The following is a 23,910-nucleotide window of genomic DNA, read 5'->3' on the forward strand; positions in this document are numbered from 1 at the left end:
TAATGGATGAATAGCCTGTTATGCCAGCAATCCACTTACGTGAAACTGATTTGCCATTTTCACAAATTGATCAACCGATAACTGTTCGGGACGGTCTGACTTATTAATGCCTAACCGTTTTAAATCCTGTTCAATTTGTTCTTTTACCTCAGGTTTCTTTCCAAAAATACCCTGCAAATTATTCCAGAGTGTCTTTCTTCGGTGCATGAAACATCCATGCGCAAAGCCAAAGAAAGCTTTTTCATCGTAAGCAATCACCTTTTTATCTGTTTTCGGGGTTAACTTGACCACCGCAGAATCAACTTTTGGTGAGGGAATAAAGGACTTGGCCGATACGTTAATTGCAATCTCAACGTTTTTAAGATACTGAGTGATAACCGTCAAAGCTCCATAGTCGCGATTGCCCGGCTTTGCGCTAATTCGTTCTGCCACTTCTTTTTGCATCATCAACACCGTTGAATCAAATTTAACGTTGCCCTTTAAAATATCCATCAAGATTGGTTTAGTGACGTAGTAAGGCAAATTAGCCACAACTTTTAGGTGGTGTTTTCCATCAAAGTTTTCTTTAATTAATTTTGGCAGATTAGCCTTCAAGAAGTCTTCATTAATAATTTTAATGTTGTCATAGGGACTGAGAGTTTCATCCAAGATTGGGAGAAGATTCTCGTCAATTTCAAAGGCCATTACGGCGTGAGCTGATTGAGCAATTTGTTCAGTTAATGCCCCAATGCCAGGTCCAATTTCAATTACATCATCGGCTTCTGATATTTGGGCAACTGCAACGATTTCTTTTAAAACTCCAAGATCGTTCAAGAAATTTTGCCCCAAGCTTTTCTTCGCATTTAAACGGTATCGGTTCAAGATGGCCTGGGTCCGAGCTGGACTACCGATTGCGGGAACTTTACTCATCTAATCCCTCCTTATCATCAACTTGTTTTAGTGCATCGTTAAACTGTTTTTTCGTGATGCCAAACATTCGCAATCTTTTTTGCATTTGTTTAGCGTTAACATACCCCAAATGAAGCAATTCACCAAGTTCCAGTCGGCGTTCCTTGGCTTCTTTCGTTCCTACTAAACCAGCTTGAATCAAATCCCGCTTGCTAATGACTTCTGGATTCTCATCGCTTTCGGTGTACACTTCAGACAAGGCATTCCGAATTGCTTCTGGACTAGCATGCTCAACTCCAAGAGATCCCTTCTGTGTATCAGGAACTGCTTCCGACTTTTTCAAAAAGGCATGCTTTGCTTCTGGAATCTCATCTGAAATTATTTTTCTGATTTTTTCCCCAGAAAAATCTGGATCAGTAAAAACGATGATTCCACGGGTTTGTGCCAACCGATCAATTAGATCGAGGGTCTCATCCGAAATCGCAGAGCCCCGGGTTTCAATCGTATCAGCATCAACGGCTCGTTGAATTTGTTTGGTATCATCTTTTCCTTCCACCACAATTACTTCTTTAATTCTTTTCATTTTAATTATCCAATCCAAATAATCGATTCGTATTTTCGTACGTCGCCTTTGCGACCACATCAGGATCAATGTCTTTAAATCTGGCAACTGCTTCTAGGGTATACAAAGAATAAGCCGGTTCATTTTGTCGTCCGCGAAACGGCTCAGGTGTCAAATATGGGGCATCCGTCTCCACTAGAATCTTATCCAGCGGAGTTAAACGAGCGGCTTCATGAACCTCTTTGGTTTTCTTGAAGCTCACGACCCCACTGTATGAAACCACCATCCCTAAATCAACGAATTTCTTCATCCATTCACTATCTCCGTTAAAACTGTGGATAATGCCACCGACTTCACCAATATTTTCATCTTTTAAAATCCGATAAACATCCTCAAAGGCATCTCGGTTATGAACTGAGATTGGTAAATGCATGTTTTTGGCAATTTCAATTTGTCGCCGAAAGACTCGTTCTTGCACGTCTTTCGGTGTGACATCTTGAAAATAATCCATTCCAATCTCACCCACAGCGACAACTTGCGGATTTTCTAGTTGCTTTTCGAGCAGTTCTTCCTGCTCGTGATTGTAATTCATAGCGTCTTCTGGATGCCATCCAATAATTGAATACAGATTGTCGTACTGAGCTGAAAGCTCCAAGGAACGCTCATTTAGCTCAGTATTGGACCCGACGTTAGCCATTCTAACAACACCAAGTCTTTTGGCGTGTCGAACGTAGCCCTCAATATCATTTTGGAATGGTTGATCGTTTAAATGAGTGTGGGAATCAAATATTTTCATTGACTATTCCTTTCATAATCGAAAAAGTTTCACTAATCATTGACTAGTGAAACTTTTTTACTACTCTAAAGTACTGCCATTATCTAAAGTTTGGTCAACAGTTGCTACTTTAATTGAACCGTCCTTTTGTTCAACGGACAAAATCATTCCCTGACTTAACTCACCACGAAGTTTCTTTGGCTTTAAGTTAGCAACAATGATCACTTTTTTACCAATTAACTGTTTAAAATCTGGATACCACTTAGCAATTCCAGAAACAATCTGACGGTCACCGTCATCGCCAGCATCAAGTTGAAACTTCAATAATTTGTCTGCGTTTTCAACTTTAGCTACGTTTTTAATTTCTGCGACCTTTAATTCAACTTTTTCAAAATCACTAAAGTCCAAGGTCTTCTTCTCTGACTTCAAAATCGTTTTTTCTGGGTCAAAAGCTTTCTTTTGGTCAGCACGTTTCATTGCTGAACGACCCTTTGTTTTGTCAGATTGAGTCATCTGATCCTTAATGAATCTAACTTCAACGTCGCGATCTAAACGAGGGAAAATTGGTTCACCATTCTCAATTACCTTTTGTTTTTCAGGAAGTCCAGAAAGAGCGGCATTCTTGATATCAAACCCATCCATCTGATCAAGACCTAATTGACGATACATTTCATTCGCCGCATTTGGCATGATTGGACTTACTAAGATTGCAATCAAGCGCAGACTGGCAACCAAATGACTCATGACGTTTGCTAATTTAGCTTGGTCATCTGCGTCATCCTTGTTCTTAGCCAAGGTCCATGGCTCGGTCTGATCGATGTACTTGTTGGTTTGAGAAACTAATTTCCAAATCTCAGCCAAGGCATCAGATAAATGAGTGTCATTCATTAACCGTTTAAATTCTGAAACGGTTGTTTTAGCAACTTTTTGTAAATCAACACTCGGTTGATCATCAGAATCATGATATGAAGGTGTTACGCCATCTTCGTATTTATTGACCATTGCAATCGTTCGGTTCAACAAGTTACCAAGGTCGTTAGCTAGGTCATAGTTAACCCGATCAACAAAGTCTTCAGGAGTAAAAATCCCATCACTTGCAAACGGAATTGCTCTAATCAGATAGTATCTGGTAGCGTCTAATCCATAACGATCGATTAACGTCTCAGGATAAATTACGTTGCCCTTTGACTTGGACATCTTTCCGTCTTTCATGGTCAGCCAGCCGTGGCCATAAATTTTCTTTGGCAGTGGGAGACCAAGGGCGTGAAGAATAATTGGCCAATAAATGGTATGGAAACGAACGATTTCTTTTCCAACCATCTGTAGATCAGCTGGCCAAAATTTCTTAAACAACTCGTCATTATCACTGTCATAACCAAGGGCAGTGATATAGTTTGACAATGCATCAATCCATACGTAAACCACGTGCTTAGGATTTGACTTAACGGGAACTCCCCACTTAAAGGTGGTTCTCGAAACCGCTAAGTCATCCAAACCTGGTTTTAAGAAGTTGTTAACCATTTCGTTCATTCTAGAATGCGGCTCAATGAAGTCAGGATGCTCTTTGTAGTAATTCATTAACCAATCAGAATATTTACTCATCTTAAAGAAGTAACACTCTTCGTTAACAAGTTGAACTTCGTGTCCAGATGGGGCTTTTCCGCCAATCACGTTGCCTTCAGCATCACGATAAACCTCTGCTAATTGTGATTCGGTAAAGTATTCTTCGTCTGAAACCGAGTACCATCCCGAATACTGTCCAAGATAGATGTCACCTTGGTCTTGTAACGTTTGAAATATTTTTTGCACGGCTTTTACGTGCTTATCATCAGTGGTTCTGATGAAATCGTCGTTAGAAATATCTAAATTAGCCCACAAGTCAGATATTTGAGTGGCCATCTTATCAACGTAACTTTTAGGATCAACACCCAACTTTTCTGCTTTTTGTTCAATTTTTAGTCCATGTTCATCGGTTCCGGTTAAATAAAACACGTCGTAGCCAGATTCCCGCTTAAAACGAGCCAGTGCGTCACAGGCAACCGTCGTATAAGCGTTCCCGATGTGTAACCTTCCTGATGGATAATAAATTGGTGTTGTAATGTAATATGTTGGTTTTTCAGCCATCCCAATTCGCTCCTTTATTCCTATCGTACAAATTAAATCGTACCAATATTATACTACTTTTGCCCTTTAAAATAGATCGAGTTGCATGGGAGCTAACCCACCAAAGTTCAATCCTAAAATCTTTTTTAACTGAAGGGCATTGTCAGCCGCATCATGACCAGAATTGTTATTAAAAATGACGCAAACTACCTTAGCTTTTTGGCGTAGATCATCAACAACTTCGGCAAAATGCTTTAATTCCTCTTCGTTATAACGGTACAGAGTCCGTTTCTTACGCCACTGGGAGCTCTTTTCAAACCAGCCCTTTTGGTTTTGACCGTGCAGTCGAAGCATGACGAAATTCTTATCCGTAACAACGGGTTCAAAGGGCACGCCATCTGACAGGTTATGGGGCTCGTCAGCGATCACTTCACTCATTTTGAGGCTCTTTAGATAATCGTGGACATCATTTGAGATTTCATCACCATACCAGCTAGGATTTCGAAACTCAACTGAGATGGGTAAACTTCCCATCCACTCACGAACTAGTCGAAGGTACCTAATGTTATCATTGTTTAAACGGAAGTACGGTGGAAACTGAAATAAAACGGATGCCAACTGATTACCATCTACTAGTGGCGCAACCATCTCACCATACCGCATAAATTGCTCCCTTCTAACCTGCTCATTATCTTCACCAAACTGTGGCAAATGATGTTTGGTCATCAAATAATTGGCCTTTAAGATGAATTGAAAATTGTTTGGAACCTGCTTTTGCCAATTCTCCACCGTCTTAATCTTAGGGATGCCGTAAAACGGATTATCAACCTCAACAACGGGAAAATGTTCCGCATATTCTGATAAAGTAACTTTGCGATCTTCCCCATTAATCAGTGATGGATGATCAGACCAGGTTGTCAGTCCAATTAAAATCACGTTACCACCTATACTTTCAGTTTATCAAAGAAATCAACGGCATCTTCTTGCACCATGGTGAACGGAAACGGAAAATTAAGTGCCTCTTGGTTAATCGCAATCACATCGGCACTAGGATTACGGTAATCAAGTAATCCGGCAAACGGATAGACTCGCATTGAAGTCCCAACGATCACAATTAGATCACTTTGACTCATCAATCGAACACTATTTTCAATTGTTTGAGGATTAATTCCCTCACCATATAAAACAATGTTAGGGCGCAAAATTCCACCACAGTTTTGATGATACATACTCTTCATATATTCATGATAATCAACGTGTTTGCCACATTTTTGACAGTAAATATCATACAAGTTACCGTGAAACTCATTCAGGTTCTTTGCGTCAGCTTTTTCGTACAGATTATCAACGTTCTGAGTGATAATACTAGCCCGATTTTGACGGGTTAATTCCGCCTGCTTTTTGTGAATAATGTTGGGTTGAGCATCTGGATAGTACATGTTCTTTTTGACGTACTCGTAGAATACCTCAGGTTCATTTACTAAGCAGTCGTGACTCAAGTAATATTCCGCTGGTTTACTGCTCTTGTCATTCGTATACAATCCGCCCTTAGAACGATAATCGGGAATTCCAGAAGGGGTAGAGATTCCGGCTCCCGTTAAAAATACGATGTTTTTAGCATTATCAAACTTTTCTTGAATATTATCTTGATTCATATTGTCACCTTATCTCAATAAATATGGAATCCGTAAGTCTTGATACAACTCTTTAACCGTCTTTGAATATAGTTCTTTGAAATAGTCTTCACTTGCCTTTTTACCAGCTGGACCACTTGTCACAAACGAATTTTGGTCATCCGATTTGGTAAAGCCCACGTACGCTCTTTTGTTAGTCTTGGTCTCCTTTAATTCTGAGTGATAAAGGTTAAAAACCTGTTTCACTTGCAAACCGAGTTGGCGCTTTGAGAAGACCGCCGTTAGCATCACAAAATCATTTAATTGTAAGGCTGGTAGTCCCCAGTTCTTCATCTGTTTATCAAAATCACGGTATAGTTTGACCACATCGCGTCTGAGGGTAAATGGTGAGTCCACCGGCTTCTCTGTAAGCATTGCGTAAAGTTCCTTAGCGGCCTTTAAAGAAATGGGAAAACTCGTTTGAAATACGTCTTCGTACTGATCAAAGTGGTCGCCAAGAAAAATCATGGCATCCAAAATGGTCACTAATCGTAATGGCATTTCATCGTCGACCTTCCCAGATTCAGGGGTAATCGTCTGTCTAACACCCTTAACATATTCTTTTTCAACCGCTTCATCAACTAAACCGTGCTTTCTCTGTTCAGCATACACGACAAAGTGACATACATCATCGTACAACTCAGTTCCCATGTACATTAACTGTTCATCAAGTTGCTTATCCCCACTAGTAAGGGGAAAGTAAATCTGTGGAAAACCACGGAGTGTCATTAACAAGTGTAACAACTCATGAGTAGCAGTAAAATCCGGCTCAGTCAGATCTCTAATCTGCACGTAAAGTCGATCACCATCTTGCACGACTTGCGCTTGGTCATGTCGCACATAACCGGACTTTAAGTTGCCAATAAATTGAACCTCAACATCCCCTGGAAAAAAGTGACTGACTTCGTTAATTAAGCCTTGCGTCGTCTTACTTAATTGCACATTATCATTATTTTCGGCCATCTGATCCAAACTTCCCTTCTATAATTTGTTTTGCGTTTTCTAAGTTTCTTTGATTTGTTGGTAATTTCTTTAATGCGTTAATCACCATGTCCAAGTTCTTACTGGAAGCTCCAGCAGACATGGCGAGTGATTTCATCTGGAGGTTCATGTGACCCCTTTGAATTCCATCGGTAACAAGGGCCTTTAATGCGGCCAGGTTTTGCGCTAGTCCCACGGAAGCAATCACTTCCATGAACTCAGTGGCGGAGTTAACGTTTAAAATTTGATAGTTAATCCTACTCATTGAAAAGAGCCGAGTTGCACCACCAATGATTCCTGAGGGTACCGGAATGGTAATTTCTCCCTTTAATCCGTCAGGAGTAACTCGCCATTGACTAACCCCACGATACTGACCATCCTTTGCGGCATAGGAATGAACCGCACTTTCAACGGCGCGCCAGTCATTACCAGTGGCAACGAGAACCGCATCAATCCCATTCATGATCCCCTTATTGTGAGTTGCTGCCCGTTTTGGGTACTTATTTGCAATTAATGAGGCTTCTGCGATTTTTTCAGCAACGTTTTTTCCGTCCAATTGACCTCGTTTTAGGGCCCGAAACGGAACGGTTCCTGATGCTGTAACCAAATTTTTATCCCCATAATTCGATAAAATACTCATTAAAGATGATTGACTAGTGTTGATTTCAATGTATGTCGAAAGAGCCTCAAGCATCGAATTCATGATGTTAGCCCCCATCGCATCACCGACATCAACGAACAGTTCAATCACCAGATAATGATCGTAAAGAGGTGAGACGGTCAAATCGTGTATACCACCGTATTTATCAATTGTGGGATGAGCATCGTGTGCAACCTGCATTAATTTAACTCGATGAGTTTCAACCCATTCGGTAAATTGAACCGGATCCGAGACTCCTAAAATGACTTCACCAGTCAAGATGCAACTCTGAGACTTAGCCTGAATGCCGCCACCAACACGAAGCATGTTGGCGCCGTTACTAGCGGCCGCAATGACCGAGGGTTCTTCAATCACCATCGGAATTAAATGTTCGACTCCGTTAATTACAAAGTTAGTTGCAACCCCCTCTGGCAATCCGTAGTCGGTAAGGTAGTTTTCAATCATGTGGCTACTAGCATCTACGAAGTGACTTTCAATCACATCAAGTTGTGTTCGATCAAGATCGGCAAATTTGGCAACCTGCTGTAACCGTTTTTGATATGATTTTTTATAAAATCCATTAAAATCGTTCAAAATGACACCTATTTTCTAAAATGAGGACTATTCTCAATGTATTCATTAATCAGTCCCTCACGCACGCCACCGTTTGAGAAAATGACCCGTTTGGAATCAATAAAATGCATCATGACGGTTAAACAAAGGGAACCACCAATGATGACGTCGGCACGGTCGTTTTCAAGCCCATTAATCTTTTGACGCTCAGCCAAAGTCTTACTCAGAAACATTTCCATCGTACTGTTGACCTGTTTTCTGGTTAACTGAAAATTTTGGATGTGATCGACGTGACTTAAGTGTTGGTACTGTCGATTAATTCTTGCAATTGCGCGGGCAGCGCCACCAATCAAAACAATCGGATAATGAAGGGGCTTCTTAATCCAAGGAATCCGACTATACACTTCGATAACGTAAGACTCAGCCGCAAATAAATCAGCTGGAGTCACCTGGTTAATCAAATGAAATTGTTCCGAAATTTTTACTGCCCCAATGGGAACGCTGATACAATGGATATCTTTTTGGTTTCTAACCTGAATAATTTCAACACTAGCACCACCAACATCCATCAAGAGATAATCTTTAACCGCCAATCGATCAGAGATTCCTAGATAATCATAGTAAGCTTCTTCCTTGCCGGTTAACACGCGAATCTTAATGTGAAGCTGCTTATAAACATTGTGTAAAAAATCCTTTTGATTTTGAGCTTGGCGCACCGCTGCCGTAGCAATGGCACGAACCACAACGTTTTTATACTTTGAATACTCTGACTTAAAGGATCGAAGCGCCGAGATCGTACGATTCATTGCAGTTATCTGTAAAATGTTATTTTGTCCGATTCCCTCAGACAATCTCGTATCGTTCTTAACGCGTTTAATCTCATGATAACTTCCATCGGAATCGATGCAATAAATTGCCATTCTGACTGAGTTTGAACCGATATCAATGATAACAAAGTTCTCCATTCGATTCTCCTCCTCAAGTATTTATTCATATTTGGTGCTATGACAATTTATCTACTTAAAATAATTAATCCCCATGGCATCACGAACTTCTTCAAGGGTGTTTTCTGCAACAATGTTAGCCGCGTCGCTTCCGTTTTTTAAAACCTGGTAGACATACTCAGGATCCTTAGCTAACTTTTCTCGACGTTGTCGAATTGGCTTGAGTTCATCTTGCAAAACTTCGTTTAAATACAACTTAATTTTAACATCTCCAAGACCACCGTGTTGATATTGCTTTTTAAGTTCACTAACTTTTTGCTTGTCGTGAGCGAAAATATCTAAGTACGTAAAGACCGTGTTCCCTTCAACTTGACCTGGGTCATCAACGTGGACGTGCTTTGGATCCGTGTACATGGACATCACTTTTTTCTTAATGGTATCGGCATCGTCAGCAAGGTAAATAGCATTGTTAAGCGATTTACTCATTTTGGCATTTCCGTCGAGGCCAGGAATGCGCCCCATGCCTTTCGGTGGAAAGAAACCTTGTGGTTCAACCAATACGTTCTTGTGATAGGCACTATTAAAGCTTCTGACAATTTCCCTGGTTTGTTCGATCATTGGCTCTTGATCTTCTCCAACCGGAACCACGGTTGCCTTAAAGGCGGTGATATCAGCGGCTTGACTGACCGGATAGATGAAGAAACCAGCTGGTACACTTTCACCAAAATTTTTTTGTTTAATCTCAGTTTTCACGGTCGGATTTCGTTTCAACCGGGAAACCGTTACTAAATTAAGATAAATCATGGTTAGTTCATTTAAGGCTGGGATCTGTGATTGGACAAAGATCGTTGATTGATTTGGATCAAGTCCGACCGCTAGATAGTCCAAGGCTACCTGCAGCAGACTGTTTTGAATCTTCTTTGGATCACGAGCGTTATCGGTCAAGGCCTGCATGTCAGCAATCATGATGAATGGGTCGTAGTTACCCGAATTCTGCAACTCTAAACGACTCATTAACGAACCAACGTAGTGTCCAATGTGGAGTTTTCCAGTTGGACGATCACCAGTTAACACGATTTCTTTTTTTGCCATAGTAATTTTCCTTTCTTTAATAAAAAACGTCCTATTGAATAATCAATAGGACGCCTTGCACGTGGTACCACCTAAATTGCAGAGGTTTCTCTGCCACTCAAACTATAAGGTTGTTACCCATTATCCAATTCGTGTTGTCTGACTAATCTCAGTAAACATAGCCTCTCTGTTATTTGACTCCACTACTTACTAAACTAAATACATATTAACTTCATTTTATGCGATTTATGACGGGTTGTCAAAGCACGAAAAAATTGACAGTACCGGCTTTTCAAATTAGAATTATTCACGAATTAAAGGGAGGAGTATGCACTTGAATAAGGATGAAAAAAACAAAGAGCAAGAGCGGGTCACCTGGGTTGGTTCCCAATTGGACGAAAAAATCCAAGACACCCAAACCGAATACCAAAAAGCCAAGGCAGAAACTCAACGAGTTCAAAAAGACTACGGGACTAACACATCCGCAAATTATTTGGAAGCTGATGACCGAATCGAAACCAGCGCTGACCTGCAACAACAGCGAAGTTTAACTAACAAAGTGGTTGAGGATCAAGCCATTGTTGAGGGCCAACTAGCCACTTACCAGGATCTTAAAAAATCACCTTACTTTGGTCGAATTGACATCTCTGACGAGGGCTTTTCTGACGTTGATCACCTATACATTGGAAAGGCGTCTTTCATCGACAAAAACGGTGAATTCTTAATCTATGATTGGCGAGCTCCCATTTCAAGTGTCTACTATAATGGTACGCTTGGAAAAGTCACTTATGACACTCCCAATGGAAAACAAGCCACTGACCTTCTAAAGAAGCGTCAATTCCAGATTAAAGACGGCAAGATCATCAACATGTTTGATACCAACGAAACGGTTGGCGACGAACTCTTGCAGAGTGCTTTAAGTGATGAAAACAACGAAAAGATGCAGAACATTGTAGCCACCATTCAGCACGAACAAAATGACATTATTAGAGATACCACCAGTAATCTGCTGGTCGTTCAAGGAGTAGCTGGATCAGGAAAGACCTCAGCACTCTTACAACGGATTGCTTTTCTGTTATATCACAGTCGGGACTCTTTAAATGCTGACCAAATCCTACTCTTTTCTCCGAATCTTCTTTTTAGTAACTACATTAAGGATGTGCTGCCAAGTTTAGGGGAACGTAATATGCGTCAGGTTACGTTAGCTGAATTTTTTGCCCACCGACTTGAGGGCATGAAAGTTCAGACCCTTTTTCAACGTTACGAAGCTTCTGATCATGATTCTGATTCTAAACTTCGCGAATTCAAAAATAGTCAGAACTTCATCGATCAGATTGAAAACTACGTCCAAACTCTCACTTCTGATCAAATCAAGTTCGATGATATTCACTTTAATGGTGAAGTTTACTTTTCTAAAAATGAAATTCGTGAAGTTTACGCTAGTCTACCCAGTGGGATGACCAGTAGTGAAAAACTCCTTCAAACGAAGAATCGCTTAATCAAGAGACTGAAGAACCGTATTCACGATGAAACTAAGAAAAAATGGGTCGCTGACATTATCGACACCATGAGCGAAGAACAGTACCACAATCTTCTGGGTGAAAAACACTTAAATGACTTTGAGGAACTAGACGATGAACGAAACTACATTGCCACGCGACTAGTTAAAGATCGACTTAGTACCGTGTACGATGCCATCTACAACGATGAGTTTTTCGATCCATACGTTCAATACGCCGATTTTCTTGACCACGTTAAGTTGCCTGAAAATGTTGAACCAGATGCTTTTAAACAAAGCAAAAATGATTTCCTAAATCACATTGAATTTCACCAAATTGGTTTGGACGACACTGCCCCCCTACTGTACTTGAGGGATCGTTTCAGTGGGGAAAATAAAAACGTTAACATTAAATACCTCTTCGTCGACGAGATTCAGGACTACTCAATTGCCCAGATTATGTATCTCAAGCTCATTTTTCCGAGAGCTAAGTTCAACCTGATTGGTGATAGTGAACAGGCCATTTTCAAGGATGTTGAATCAGCCCAAACGTTACTGGACAAGCTTAATGATGCCATCCCTAGTAAACATTCGCGACTAATTCAGCTGAATCGTTCATACCGCTCAACCTATCCCATCACGTCCTTTGCCAAGTCATTATTACCAGATGGAAATAACATCGAGGCCTTCAACCGAAATGGGGAAAAGCCTGAGCTAATCGTGAAGGACAATTTTAATGAACTAACAAGTTCTTTATTTGACGTTATCAACAACCAACTTCAAAAACATGAAACCGTTGCGGTCATTACTAGAGATGCCACATCGGCCAAACAAGTTTATCAAAAGGTCAACGCTCACTTTGATGCTACATTATTAAAAGATAGTGACCGAGATATGACTTCACCAGTTGTCGTGCTTCCCGTTTATCTGGCCAAGGGACTCGAATTTGATTCGGTCATTGCCTGGGACGTCTCAAAAAAGAATTACCCTGATCAGCACTCACTTGGAGTCCTTTACACAATTTTGACGCGAGCCATGCATTCGTTAACCCTGTTGTGTAACGGCGAAGTTTCGCCGTTGATACCTAAACAATCCATCAGTGATAATTTAATTAAAGTCAGTAAAAATTCAACGGTCGAATAAAAAAACTCTCATTACGATTACGTAGTGAGAGTTTTAAACTATGAAAATAAATGATAAGCCATTCCCGGGAGTCGAACCCGGCACCTTTTCCTTACCATGGAAATGCTCTACCTACTGAGCTAGAATGGCATTCCTATTTTACCACACCAAAAATGGTACACTAGGATAGAATTCATAAAGATTAGAAAAGGACGATAATATGAAACGACATTTTAAACTTTCCCTCCTAGTCACTTGTCTCGTACTACTGATGATTCCACTCACAGCCTGTCACAAATCAGCAGTCCATGACCCAAAGAAAATTCAGATTGTGAGTTCGGTGAACTTCTATGGGGACGCGGCCCAACAAGTTGTTGGAAAGTACGGTCACAACACGTCCATCATCAATTCAGACGTTGATCCACACGACTTTGAACCAACAACTAACAACGCGAAAGAAGTTGCCAAGGCAAACGTGGTCATCTCAAATGGAATTGGTTATGACGATTGGATGAACGAATTAATTCACAACGCTGGAAACGATCATCAACAGGACGTAAACGTTGGCAAATTGATGCATAAAAAAGATGGCGACAACGAACACATTTGGTATAAACCAACTACCATGGACCATTTGGTTGATCATCTAGTTACCGTCTACAGTAAGATTGATCCAGATCACCGTGGATATTTTGAGGAAAATGCGCAAACATACAAAAATGAATGGGGCCAAACGCAACGGTTAATCAAGCAGTTATCAAAGAATTCGCACGGTCAATCAGTTGCTACCAGCGAACCCGTATTTGACTACTCACTTTCAGCTCTTGGTTACAAACTTAAGGACTACGGGTTCTCAAATGCGATCGAAAAGGGCGTCGATCCTTCAGTCAGTGACATTTCTAACCTGCAAAGTGACATGCGCAACCATAAGATTGCTTTCTTTGTTAATAACACTCAATCCGATAGCCCGGTGGTAACGCAAATGGTTAAGTACGCTAAAACACATCATGTTCCTATTTTAAACGTCTCAGAGACTGCTCCAAAGGGCCAGAATTACATGCAGTGGATGAACAATCAATACCAAGAACTTGAAAAAATCCAAAAACAGCAATAAAAAATGATGCTCAAAATTTGAGCATCATTTTTTATCTAGTTAACTTTTAAAGCTTGTTCCATTGCCTTTTGTTCCATCTGATTTTTAGCTTTGTTCTGCATTTGCGCCTTAAATTCATTCTCAGCTTGTTTTTGCAGCTTAGCTTGGTCCTTTGGTGACATCTTTGGATTTTCGGCCATAGCTTGTTGTATCTTAGCTGCTACAAACTGTTTCCCAGAAGCAGCCATCTGTTGCTGAGCTTCAGGATTTTGTTGTGACTGCTTCATTTGAGCAGCCTCTTGTTTCATGGCCTTCCCAAATGCTTTAGCTTGTTCAGGTGTGAATACCATGTAACCTGATTTTACGTGGAAAGTATTCGTACGTTTAATAAAGGCTTCTTTTTGAGCAAACATGAAGAAGACTTTGTAAAATTTATTTTTGTAGACCCAATCTTGTTTCTTCGTAACCAGTTTGTTTGAATCGTCACCTGGTTTGATTTCATTCGTAGTGTCAATCGCAGGTGTTACGGTTGGCTTCTTTTGACTTACATTCTTTTTGTAGATCACAACTTTATCATTAGTCTGACCAATCTTCTTATACAATATCATGTTGGCTTGATTGTTCACTGATGTAAACGAAGTGGTCTTAACCGTGGTCTTCTTTTCCATCCCAAAGTGATTGTGGTAATTGGCAATCATTATACCAATCGTAATGATAATCAAAGTAGCAAATATAAGGCCTAAAGAGGTTGCCACTTTTTTATTAGCAATCAAATTCCACGTTAAGAAAAAGGCAATTACAAAAATAATTAGTAAGATAAATATCATTATTTTTTACCTCCCTTTTCAAAAACAGGATCTTCAGTAACATGACCCTTTTTCAACGCAAACGTCAAAAGAAAGGCAATTAATGAGATTAAGAATGCGACTCCAAAGGCTGCCATGTATCCTTTCAAATTAGCGTTAATTGCTCCAGCTCGATATGCCAATGGATTAATTTTAAGTAAGTGTTTTGCTGGCATATTATTGGTAGTAACGTTGGCTAGAATTGAAATCATAACGGCCGTTGAAATTGATCCACAAACCTGTCTAAAGGTATTGTTAGCAGCAGTTCCATGCCCCATTTCAGAAACTGGAAGAGCATTCATTCCAGATGTCGTTACTGGCATCATGGACATTGCCACCCCAAACATTCTAATCGCATACAAAATAACAACGTAAATGGTTGGAGTATCCTTTGTTAAAAACAAAAATGGAAAAGTTCCAACCGTCAATAAGAACAATCCACCCATTGCTAAACGACGGGCTCCAAACTTATCGAATAGTCTTCCAGTAATTGGGCTCATAAATCCGGTCAAAAGTGCTCCGGGTAATAGAGTCAATCCGGAATGAAAAGCACTCATCCCTCTAACAATTTGTAAGTAGAGAGGTAAGACCATTTCAACTCCGACCATTCCCATGAAGACCACCGCACTGACAATGGTTCCAAGTCGAAATTCACGTGATTTAAAAACATTTAAATTCAAGAACGGGTTCTTCATGACCAGTTGACGCCATCCAAAGAGAATAATAAAAATGATTCCAATAATTAATCCCCAAATGACAGTTGGACTTCCCCAACCGTCATTTCCAACTGACGAGAATCCATAAAGTAAACTACCAAAACCAATGGTAGACAAAACTAATGAGAGATAATCTAGCTTACTCTTCTTAGTTGGAAGAACTGGTTTAACAAAAAACAGTCCTAAAACAATGACTATGGCAACAATGGGAGCAATAATCCCAAACAAATTTCGCCAAGATGAAGTATCAATCACCCATCCAGACAAAGTTGGTCCAATGGCAGGCGCTAAACCAACGACGATTCCAGCAAGTCCCATGGCAGTGCCCCGTTTTTCTGCTGGAAAAATTGACAACATGATAGTCTGAAGTAATGGCATGGCAATACCAACTCCAACACCTTGAATCAAACGTGATCCAAATAAAAACCAGAAGCTTGGAGCTATCCATGACCCCACCGTTCCAATCTCAAAGATGATCATTGCTGATAAGTACAGCCATTTAGTGTTAAAACGTCCACTCAACCAGGCACTAACCGGAATCAAAATTCCGTTAACCATCATAAATCCGGTGGTTAACCACTGAACGGTCGAGGTATTAACATTAAAGGCACGCATTAATGTTGGAAAAGCCGTTGACAAAATGGTTTGGTTTAAAACCGTACAAAAAGTTCCAACCAAAAGAATAATGACAAACATGGTTCGATTATACTTTTTGCCATTAGCATCAACAGCAGGAATATTATGCATTATATATGCCCCTTTCAAAAGCTTAATTAATTAATATTTGCTCAAAATTACAACACCAACTACTATACAACCATTCAATGTTTATGTCAATTTAATTGACACGCGCATTATTTTACATATAATTAGTATTGTATTATTTAATGAATTCATCGAGTTTGATTAAGCATAGAAAGTAGGTAAACCCTTGGAAAATGAGAATGATCAAGACGTAGCTGACCTCAACGGACGACTCGGAAAAATCATCAAAAAAAATAACATTTCGGTTGGCATTGGTGATATTTCCAAGTGCTCCGGCCTTTCCCAAAGTAAGATTCGCTACTGGGAGCAGCGAGGATACATTACTTCTTTACCAGTTCATAAAAATCAAAACAAGCGATATAGCATCTATACCTTAGTAACCGTTTTATTAATCAAATCCTATCTAGAGTCCGGCTTTACTTTAGCCACGGCAGTAGATAAGGCAAAACGTCACGAAGAAATCAGTAAAGTTTTTAAAAAATTAATCCTCGATCGGGTTCAATACGTTAAAACTAAAAATGACGACTACTGCATTAATATGGGACCTCTTTCAGACGACCCCAGTAAATCGGTCATTATCAAAGTAAGCGATCGTGGTAGTAAAATCACACTAATGGATACAAAAAAGACACTTCCTAATTAATTAGGAGGTGTCTTTTGGTTTAGATTAAATTATTTATTTTCGCCTAATTTAACCTTGTCTAAAATGTTTAAGTCAGAGTCAATATCATAAACAATTGGTTGACCAGTAGCAATCTCAACGTTCATGATGTCTTCATCAGAGATTCCTTCAATGTACTTAGTTAAAGCACGAAGAGAGTTACCATGGGCAGCAACGATCACATTCTTGTTGTCTAACAATTTAGGAGCAATGTGATCTTGCCAGAATGGAATAACTCGTTCCAAAGTAACCTTTAAGTTCTCACCACCAGGGATCGCCTTTGGATCTAAGTCAGCATAACGACGGTCTTTAGCAGCTGATCCCTCATCATTTGCGTCCAAAAGTGGAGGCAAAACATCGTATGAACGACGCCAGATGTGAACTTGTTCCTTACCAAATTTTTCAGCAGCTTCAGCCTTATTTTGGCCCTGAAGTGCACCATAGTGACGTTCGTTTAAACGCCAAGACTTCAAAACTGGAATCCATAATTGGTCACTTTCATCCAACACATAATTTAAAGTCTTGATGGCACGCTTTAAAACTGAAGTGTAAGCTTGGTCAAATTGAATTCCTGCTTCAGCAATTAATTTACCCGCATTTTTAGCCTGCTTAACTCCTTCTTCACTTAAGTCAACGTCAACCCAACCAGTGAATTGGTTCGATAAGTTCCATTCACTTTGGCCGTGTCTAACAAATACTAATTTAGCCATTGTAATTACCCCTCTTTTGTTTTTATACTAACTCATTTTACATCATTTAAAACTTTTTTTCACTAACTTACTGATCTTACTAAACCAACCTGGTTTTCGATTTCTCGCCACTTCATCAACGTTTTGGACTCCTAAGACGTCCAGTAAAAAGGTGAAAACAGGAACCGAAACAATTAATCCCCACGTTCCAAAGATGTGTTCACCAACCAGGAGGACCACGAACGTAAAGAAGATTGGTAGTTCGGTCTTAGCCGACATGAACTTGGGGTTTAACACGTATGCTTCAAGTAGATGAACCAACATAATGATGATGAAGATGTATACCACGTATCTAAATCCACCTACAGTATAACCAATCAAGGTTAGAGGAATTAACGAAATGATAACCCCAGCCACCGGAATGAGGCTCAAGAAGAAAATCATGACAGCTAAGATCAAAAGCTGTGGAATTTGCATGATCCATAAACAAATCGTGGTAATGGTCGTGTTACAGATTGCGATAAAGAATTGGGCTTCAATCACGACCCCAAAGGTTTTGACGAATGTCTTCGCGAAAAACAGGATATCCGAGAAGAACCACCCAAAGGTACTGGTTAAAAACTTCTTAGAAAAGCGCTTCACCTGCTTAAGTTCCAAGGTAAAAAAGAAACTCAAAAGTAGTGACAAGAACATAGCAATCCCAGTTGAACCAATGCTTGTAATGTAACTCCAAATCAGGTTCATACTTCCCTTAATCTGGTTTGGTACATTAAAGTTCTTTAGTAACCATAAAACCCACGAACGTAATTCTGGGTTTTTAATCGAATGGGGACTTTCATAAAAGGTAATTAGCGTCTTGGTTATTTCAACTCCCTGCTCAGCAATCTGGGGAAGGTACAGGATACTTACCAGTACAATGGCTCCCACAATTAATAAGTAAATCACAATGACCAAGATTGGAATCGGAATCTTAATCCGGGCCCGAATCCAAAGTACTAGCTTGGTTATTAATAACGTAAAGATAAAGGTCAAAAGAATGGTGGTCATCATTGAGCGACAGAGATACAGAACAACGACAATTAGCAACAAGACCACTGCCCGTCTTAATTTTGTGTTATTTAAAAATTTTTGCCACCAATTGGTTAAATTCTCCATTTTGGTTTTAATCCATCCCCTCTCCATTCATAATTCGTATTTAACACTTTGCTCAAATCAATTTTAATAGTAGTACGTAATATTTTTATTATAGCATCTAATGTAATTTGTTAAAATTCATGTCAGTCTATTTTACGAGTTTCACAAAAAAAGGTTATAATGGCCATATAACTATTGAATTAAAGAGAGGTTTTTATATGCTTGAAAAGACGTTTTACAGTGAATTTATCAAACACAGTTTTAATATTCCATTAAAGGTAACATACTGGGATGGTTCTACCAAGACTTATGGTAAGGGTGAGCCTAAAGCTCATATTACCATCCACAAGGCAATTCCAATTAAAGATATTACCAGTAATGCTTCAATCGCTTTAGGTGAAGCATACATGGATGGTGTAATCACTGTTGAAGGGATTTCTTTAGAAGATTTAGTTGCAGCAGCTTACCTGGATAGTAGCAGTTTCTTACACAACAAGAAATTCATTAAGTGGCTACCAAAGTCTTCTCATTCAGAAGCGGCAAGTAAAAAAGATGTGCAAAAGCATTATGACATCGGAAATGAATTCTACAAAATTTGGCTTGATAAGACCATGACCTATTCATGTGGTTACTGGGAAAGTCCAGAAGATAGCCTGTACGATGCTCAGATGAATAAGGTTCATCATATCATCAAGAAACTAAACCCACAGCCTGGTGGTACTCTTTTAGATATCGGTTGTGGTTGGGGTACTTTAATGTTAGTTGCCGCTAAAGAATACGACCTAAAGGTTACTGGTGTGACTCTTAGTCAGGAACAATGCGACTACGTTAACGAACAGATCAAAAAATACGGTCTTGAAGACGTCGCTGAAGTCCGCCTTCAAGATTACCGTGAACTACCAAAGTCAGAAAAATGGGATTACATCACATCAGTCGGAATGTTTGAACACGTTGGGAAAGAAAATCTTGATGAATACTTCAAGGTTGTTTCAGACCACTTAGCGAAAAACGGAAACGCCCTCATCCATGGAATTACCAGACAACAAGGTGGTGCGATCAATGGTTGGCTTAATAAGTGGATCTTCCCTGGTGGTTACATTCCCGGTTTGACCGAAAACTTAGACCACATTATTGATAATGGCATGCAAATCTATGACCTGGAATCACTAAGAAGACACTACCAGAAGACTACGGAAACATGGGACAAAAACTTCAATGCGCACCGAAAAGAAATTGAAAATATGTTTGACGAACGTTTCTGCCGCATGTGGGACTTGTACCTTCAAGCCTGTGCCGCTTCATTTAAGGTTGGAAATATCGATGTCATGCAGTACCTCATTTCAAAGGGACCGGCTGGTGCATCACTTCCAATGACTCGTGACTACATGTACAAATAACTTAATATAATAGATAGTAAAAGACGTAACTTCATCAATTAAAGTTACGTCTTTTTGTTATCAAATATTCATTAAAGGACAAACGTTAACAGAAACACCGCCGCTAGTCCTGCCATCACTGAAACTAGCATAGATCGGGTCCAGTAAGCAATCCCAATTACCAACACGGCAGCGATTAACTCTGGTCCCTGACCACTAATCGAAAAGGCATATGACTGATTAATAAAAATATCCTTTACTACCAGTGAAGTAAACAGGCAAATTGGTACAAATTCCATCCATTCGGTAAACCATTTTGGAATTTTGCGCTTTCTAAAAAATGCTAATGGTATAAATCTTGGAGCTAAAGCAACCAAAAAACACAGCAATATTAACAGAAAGTGTTGCATCGCATCCCATTTCATAACAATTCTCCCAACTTATTCCTTCGGTGTCCCCGCAGGGTTTTTAAACGTCTTAAGAAAAATACTTTTCTTGTTGGTCTTCCGTTTTCGACTCCGAAAGTATTTATCAAGCAAAAAACCGACGAACGATGCAACTAACGTCGCCGCAACTAATCCGAGTGTTGATTTAGTTAACACTAAGAAGAAGATCGCAAGGCCAGCAGCAAAAAGTGCAATAAACACTTTTAGCAAATCCTTTAACTGCATCACAATCATATACAAGAAGAGCGCTGTGAGTGCGAAATGCACCACGGTTAGATCAATTGTAAGAGCTGACCCAATTAAACTCCCCACTAAGTTACTAATGGTCCAGAAAAATAACGTAAAATGTTCTACTTGCAACGCATCCTTCGGGGTCCATTTCTTGTCAGTTGAAAACTTTAAATAGTTCACAGCGTAATTTTCGTCATTTAAAGAACAGGCAAAAAAGAACGTAAAGAGCGTGTTCTGCCCGTGAAGATACTTAGAAAGACTCGATCCTAATAATGCGTATCTCAGCTCTAGGAAAAAAAGCATCAACACAATCGTTAGAAGTGGTGAATTAATGGTTAACATGGATGCGATCAAAAATTGGGCACCACCGGAAAAAACCAGTAGTGATACCAAAATCGTGTTAAACGTGTTAAATCCCGCGGCGTGTAGCAAAATCCCACACGCCAAACCAATTGGAATGTAACTCAAGTCTAAGGGAAACGAGACCTTGAAATTGGCTTTCCAAGTAGGTTCATTAGGATTCGGTACTAATTTTGTCAATTGAAATCCTCCACTTGATTTCTTGAATAAATAACCTAAAAAAATTAATTAACTTTTTGCGTACATTGTTCATTATAAGAAAAAATGGCAAAATAACAAACCATAATTTTGTTCTAATGGTAATTATCAGAAAAATTCCACAATTTCACGGAACAATCTCGAAAAGAAGCCAACCTTATCAACGCTTTGGCAGGTAACGATTGGTGCTTTTCCACCATCATGATTTAAAAATTCCACCTTCTGATTTTTAAATCCAACCTGATTCGTTCCAACTTCCTGATTTTTAAGCACAGGAGCTGATACCGCGTTATCTTTAGCATGCTTTGAATCAAGTATAATTTGGTCGCTAAATTCATTTGGTTGAGAAACCTTGCCCCACAGGGTAACTGGTTTGCTCATCTTGACTTTAACCGTCCGTTTTTTCCCGTTAATCACCCTTAGATGATTCTCGGTAAATTGATCGTTATCATACTCCATGGGGCGATAATTCTTGATTACGTGTTCTATTAAGTTCTTAGTAACGATAAACCGTTGATTAGGCTTAGCACCCATAACTACTGTGATAATGCGGTGACCATGGTGATTATCTAAAGTCCCCGCGAAGTTTTCACCCGCTTTCTTAGAAGTTCCCGTTTTTAGACCATCAACGTTTAAGGCTGGATCGTAATATCGTTGTCCCTTCAACATTTCGTTAGAGGTCTTGACAACTTCTTTCGGTTTTTGGTCGGTATCACCAAATGTATACTGCGTTTTCTTAGTGGTTTTTAGAACATCAGGATACTGCGAAATAATTTTGGAAGAGATGATTGCCGTGTCTTTTGCTGACATCTCATTTTCAGAATCACCAGTCACCCTTGGCAAATTCATCGGTGCAACCTGTTTGTTAGTCAGACCACAAGCATTATAGAATTTGGCGTCTTTAATTCCCAATTCTTTGGCAGTTATTCGCATGGTTTTGGCAAAATTCTCACTGTTACCAGAGATTTTATCACCAAGCGCCATCGCACTCGCGTTAGCTGAACCAATTAGGGCCGTTGAATATAGCTCCCTTACCGTGTATTTCTTATGGGCCTCTAATTTAACGTTGGTGAACCCTTTTTTGGTACTTAATTTGGCAACTGCAGGTGAAATATCCACCTTAGTGTCCCATTTCAATTGATGATCATGAACTCGTTTTTGAACTATGTATGCGGTGAGTAACTTACTCATCGAGGCTGCCGGTAAGTTTCTAGCAGCGTTTTTTTGATAAATAATCTGTCCTGATTTAGCGTCCACTGCAATGGCAGCTTTACTATCGATTTCGTTCGAGTTGGCCTTTGCCAAGGTCTCTGGAATCATTAAAACGAGCGCTAACGTCATGATTAAAAATGAAACGAGAAATTGATGACCACTATGATTACTTTTCTTGGTTTGCATTTTTCTCTCCTATCACATGTTTATTTTTCCGTAATGGATGCTTAACATCTAACGGAAGGTAAATCTTAAACGCGGTTAATTTTTTCGTTGAAGAAACGTTAATATAACCTCCCTGATTGGTGACAATCTCACGAACAATGGCAAGTCCTAGGCCAGTTCCGCCAGTTTTGGTATTTCGTGACTCCTCAACCCGGTAAAAACGATCAAAGATGTGATCTAGCGACCCCTTAGGGATCTGTTCGCCATCGTTTGAAACGATAATTTCAACTCCTTCACTACTAAATGGCTTAGCAGAAAGATAGATATGACGTCCACCCTTTCCATACTTAAAAGCATTCGAGATCAGATTATTAAATACCCGACCTAACGACTCCGCATTGGCTTTGATCGAAATATCGTGCTTGAGTGGCTTCATTTCAATCGTCATCTTGTGCTTAGATGCATCAAGTTTAAATGAGGTCTGAAGCTGCTCTAATAGCGCATTCATATCAATGTTATCAATTTTTTGCGAAGGCTTAGACTTGTCGCCCGCTTTAGCATACTCAAAAAGCCGATCCACTAATTGTTTCATTTGTTGCGCCTTTAAATAAGCAATATGTGAATACTTTAAAATGTCGTCTTCATTTTGATACTGACCGTCTTCAATGAGACCAAGGTACCCCAGAATTGAAGTTAGTGGCGTTCTTAAATCATGACTAACGCTAGTGACCAATTTGTCCTTTGAAGCTTCCACCTCTCGCTCATCATTCATGGATTCAATGACACTATCAACAAGCGCGTTGATACTTTGAATGACTCGCTCGGTATCTCCCTTTAATTCAAAGGGAATTCGATGGTCAAAATGCCCGTTCGCAATGTAATGCAATTCCGAAATAATGTGACGGAGTTGCATTTGATGATAGCGCCGAATCAACCGCCAGTAAATAATAATGACATCGATTACGCCCATAGCAATGATGAAGAGATTCTCCCAGCTAAGTAGTCGAAAATGCATCGGGCCAAAGGTCACCGACTGCTTAATGATGAAGATTCCGTCCCTTAGACCCGGGTTACTCTCGATTGATTCAGTGATAATCACGGTAATCGCCAAGTTTAAAAGGAGTAATAATATTAAAGTAACTACTCCTTCAACAAATAATTCAGTTTTTTCTTTCGTCGTTAATTTCAA

General features: G+C 39.7%; 22 protein-coding genes and 1 tRNA gene. 4 read left to right on the top strand and 19 right to left on the bottom strand.

The window, feature by feature from the left end; all coding sequences use genetic code 11:
- Nucleotides 1–18: 18 nt before the first annotated feature.
- From rsmA to trpS, 10 genes are all read right to left on the bottom strand, one after another.
- Nucleotides 19–909 (bottom strand): 16S rRNA (adenine(1518)-N(6)/adenine(1519)-N(6))-dimethyltransferase RsmA, encoded by an 891-nt coding sequence (gene rsmA, locus AC6UDA_RS06155; RefSeq protein ID WP_500711349.1) that lies wholly within the window; start codon nucleotides 907–909, stop codon nucleotides 19–21.
- On the bottom strand, nucleotides 902–1,471 hold the full coding sequence (gene rnmV / locus AC6UDA_RS06160) for a ribonuclease M5 (RefSeq protein ID WP_500711351.1): 570 nt from the start codon (nucleotides 1,469–1,471) through the stop codon (nucleotides 902–904). Before rnmV ends, rsmA begins: the two co-directional genes overlap by 8 nt.
- A 1-nt stretch (nucleotide 1,472) precedes the next feature.
- Complete coding sequence (locus tag AC6UDA_RS06165; protein ID WP_500711353.1) at nucleotides 1,473–2,246, bottom strand: TatD family hydrolase; 774 nt, start codon at nucleotides 2,244–2,246, stop codon at nucleotides 1,473–1,475.
- A gap of 60 nt (nucleotides 2,247–2,306) precedes the next feature.
- Nucleotides 2,307–4,349: a methionine--tRNA ligase gene (metG, locus tag AC6UDA_RS06170; RefSeq protein ID WP_500711355.1), complete on the bottom strand. Its 2,043-nt coding sequence runs from the start codon at nucleotides 4,347–4,349 to the stop codon at nucleotides 2,307–2,309.
- A gap of 66 nt (nucleotides 4,350–4,415) precedes the next feature.
- Nucleotides 4,416–5,264 (bottom strand): DUF72 domain-containing protein, encoded by an 849-nt coding sequence (locus AC6UDA_RS06175; RefSeq protein WP_500699635.1) that lies wholly within the window; start codon nucleotides 5,262–5,264, stop codon nucleotides 4,416–4,418.
- 8 nt (nucleotides 5,265–5,272) lie between these two features.
- Complete coding sequence (locus AC6UDA_RS06180) at nucleotides 5,273–5,983, bottom strand: NAD-dependent protein deacylase (RefSeq protein ID WP_500711357.1); 711 nt, start codon at nucleotides 5,981–5,983, stop codon at nucleotides 5,273–5,275.
- 9 nt (nucleotides 5,984–5,992) lie between these two features.
- Nucleotides 5,993–6,964 (bottom strand): IpaB/EvcA family protein, encoded by a 972-nt coding sequence (locus AC6UDA_RS06185; protein WP_500696930.1) that lies wholly within the window; start codon nucleotides 6,962–6,964, stop codon nucleotides 5,993–5,995.
- A complete protein-coding gene (locus tag AC6UDA_RS06190; protein ID WP_500711358.1) occupies nucleotides 6,951–8,216 on the bottom strand; it encodes a hydroxymethylglutaryl-CoA reductase, degradative in 1,266 nt (421 codons plus the stop codon). The genes AC6UDA_RS06185 and AC6UDA_RS06190 overlap by 14 nt, the downstream gene beginning before the upstream one ends.
- Before the next feature lie 8 nt (nucleotides 8,217–8,224).
- Nucleotides 8,225–9,160 carry a Ppx/GppA phosphatase family protein gene (locus AC6UDA_RS06195; RefSeq protein WP_500694008.1) on the bottom strand — a complete coding sequence of 312 codons (936 nt, stop codon included), beginning with the start codon at nucleotides 9,158–9,160 and terminating at the stop codon, nucleotides 8,225–8,227.
- Nucleotides 9,161–9,211: 51 nt separating this feature from the next.
- Nucleotides 9,212–10,231: a tryptophan--tRNA ligase gene (gene trpS, locus AC6UDA_RS06200; protein ID WP_500711360.1), complete on the bottom strand. Its 1,020-nt coding sequence runs from the start codon at nucleotides 10,229–10,231 to the stop codon at nucleotides 9,212–9,214.
- 307 nt (nucleotides 10,232–10,538) lie between these two features.
- Here trpS and helD point away from each other — a divergent pair, with 307 nt between their 5' ends.
- Nucleotides 10,539–12,851 carry an RNA polymerase recycling motor HelD gene (gene helD, locus AC6UDA_RS06205; RefSeq protein ID WP_500711362.1) on the top strand — a complete coding sequence of 771 codons (2,313 nt, stop codon included), beginning with the start codon at nucleotides 10,539–10,541 and terminating at the stop codon, nucleotides 12,849–12,851.
- A gap of 56 nt (nucleotides 12,852–12,907) precedes the next feature.
- Here the strand turns inward: helD and AC6UDA_RS06210 are convergent.
- Nucleotides 12,908–12,980: transfer RNA gene (locus tag AC6UDA_RS06210), tRNA-Thr, on the bottom strand.
- 70 nt (nucleotides 12,981–13,050) lie between these two features.
- On the opposite strand from AC6UDA_RS06210, the gene AC6UDA_RS06215 reads away from it, so the two are divergent.
- The gene (locus AC6UDA_RS06215) at nucleotides 13,051–13,944 is read left to right on the top strand and encodes a metal ABC transporter solute-binding protein, Zn/Mn family (RefSeq protein ID WP_500711364.1); all 894 of its coding nucleotides are present in this window, start codon (nucleotides 13,051–13,053) and stop codon (nucleotides 13,942–13,944) included.
- A 35-nt stretch (nucleotides 13,945–13,979) separates the two neighbouring features.
- Here the strand turns inward: AC6UDA_RS06215 and AC6UDA_RS06220 are convergent, their stop codons facing one another.
- Nucleotides 13,980–14,750 carry a DUF4811 domain-containing protein gene (locus AC6UDA_RS06220; RefSeq protein ID WP_500711366.1) on the bottom strand — a complete coding sequence of 257 codons (771 nt, stop codon included), beginning with the start codon at nucleotides 14,748–14,750 and terminating at the stop codon, nucleotides 13,980–13,982.
- Nucleotides 14,750–16,231: an MDR family MFS transporter gene (locus AC6UDA_RS06225; protein WP_500694013.1), complete on the bottom strand. Its 1,482-nt coding sequence runs from the start codon at nucleotides 16,229–16,231 to the stop codon at nucleotides 14,750–14,752. Before AC6UDA_RS06225 ends, AC6UDA_RS06220 begins: the two co-directional genes overlap by 1 nt.
- 184 nt (nucleotides 16,232–16,415) lie before the next feature.
- Between AC6UDA_RS06225 and AC6UDA_RS06230 the strand changes: the two genes are divergently transcribed.
- The gene (locus AC6UDA_RS06230) at nucleotides 16,416–16,892 is read left to right on the top strand and encodes a MerR family transcriptional regulator (RefSeq protein WP_500699628.1); all 477 of its coding nucleotides are present in this window, start codon (nucleotides 16,416–16,418) and stop codon (nucleotides 16,890–16,892) included.
- Between the two features lie 29 nt (nucleotides 16,893–16,921).
- Here the strand turns inward: AC6UDA_RS06230 and AC6UDA_RS06235 are convergent, their stop codons facing one another.
- The gene (locus tag AC6UDA_RS06235; RefSeq protein WP_500694015.1) at nucleotides 16,922–17,620 is read right to left on the bottom strand and encodes a 2,3-diphosphoglycerate-dependent phosphoglycerate mutase; all 699 of its coding nucleotides are present in this window, start codon (nucleotides 17,618–17,620) and stop codon (nucleotides 16,922–16,924) included.
- 42 nt (nucleotides 17,621–17,662) lie between these two features.
- Nucleotides 17,663–18,781, bottom strand: a complete 1,119-nt coding sequence (locus AC6UDA_RS06240) for an AI-2E family transporter (protein ID WP_500711368.1) — start codon at nucleotides 18,779–18,781, stop codon at nucleotides 17,663–17,665.
- Nucleotides 18,782–18,951: 170 nt separating this feature from the next.
- On the opposite strand from AC6UDA_RS06240, the gene AC6UDA_RS06245 reads away from it, so the two are divergent.
- Nucleotides 18,952–20,130 (top strand): class I SAM-dependent methyltransferase, encoded by a 1,179-nt coding sequence (locus AC6UDA_RS06245; RefSeq protein ID WP_500694017.1) that lies wholly within the window; start codon nucleotides 18,952–18,954, stop codon nucleotides 20,128–20,130.
- Between the two features lie 71 nt (nucleotides 20,131–20,201).
- On the opposite strand, the gene AC6UDA_RS06250 is transcribed toward AC6UDA_RS06245, so the two are convergent.
- The 4 genes from AC6UDA_RS06250 to AC6UDA_RS06265 form a co-directional block, all read right to left on the bottom strand.
- Nucleotides 20,202–20,534, bottom strand: a complete 333-nt coding sequence (locus tag AC6UDA_RS06250; RefSeq protein ID WP_500694018.1) for an AzlD domain-containing protein — start codon at nucleotides 20,532–20,534, stop codon at nucleotides 20,202–20,204.
- Nucleotides 20,535–20,549: 15 nt separating this feature from the next.
- Nucleotides 20,550–21,326, bottom strand: a complete 777-nt coding sequence (locus AC6UDA_RS06255; RefSeq protein ID WP_500694019.1) for an AzlC family ABC transporter permease — start codon at nucleotides 21,324–21,326, stop codon at nucleotides 20,550–20,552.
- Between the two features lie 126 nt (nucleotides 21,327–21,452).
- Nucleotides 21,453–22,742, bottom strand: coding sequence for a D-alanyl-D-alanine carboxypeptidase family protein (locus AC6UDA_RS06260; protein WP_500711370.1), 1,290 nt, complete (start codon nucleotides 22,740–22,742; stop codon nucleotides 21,453–21,455).
- Nucleotides 22,723–23,910: a sensor histidine kinase gene (locus AC6UDA_RS06265; protein ID WP_500711446.1), complete on the bottom strand. Its 1,188-nt coding sequence runs from the start codon at nucleotides 23,908–23,910 to the stop codon at nucleotides 22,723–22,725. Before AC6UDA_RS06265 ends, AC6UDA_RS06260 begins: the two co-directional genes overlap by 20 nt.

The sequence above is a fragment of the Fructilactobacillus sp. X8R4C1 genome (assembly GCF_059900905.1).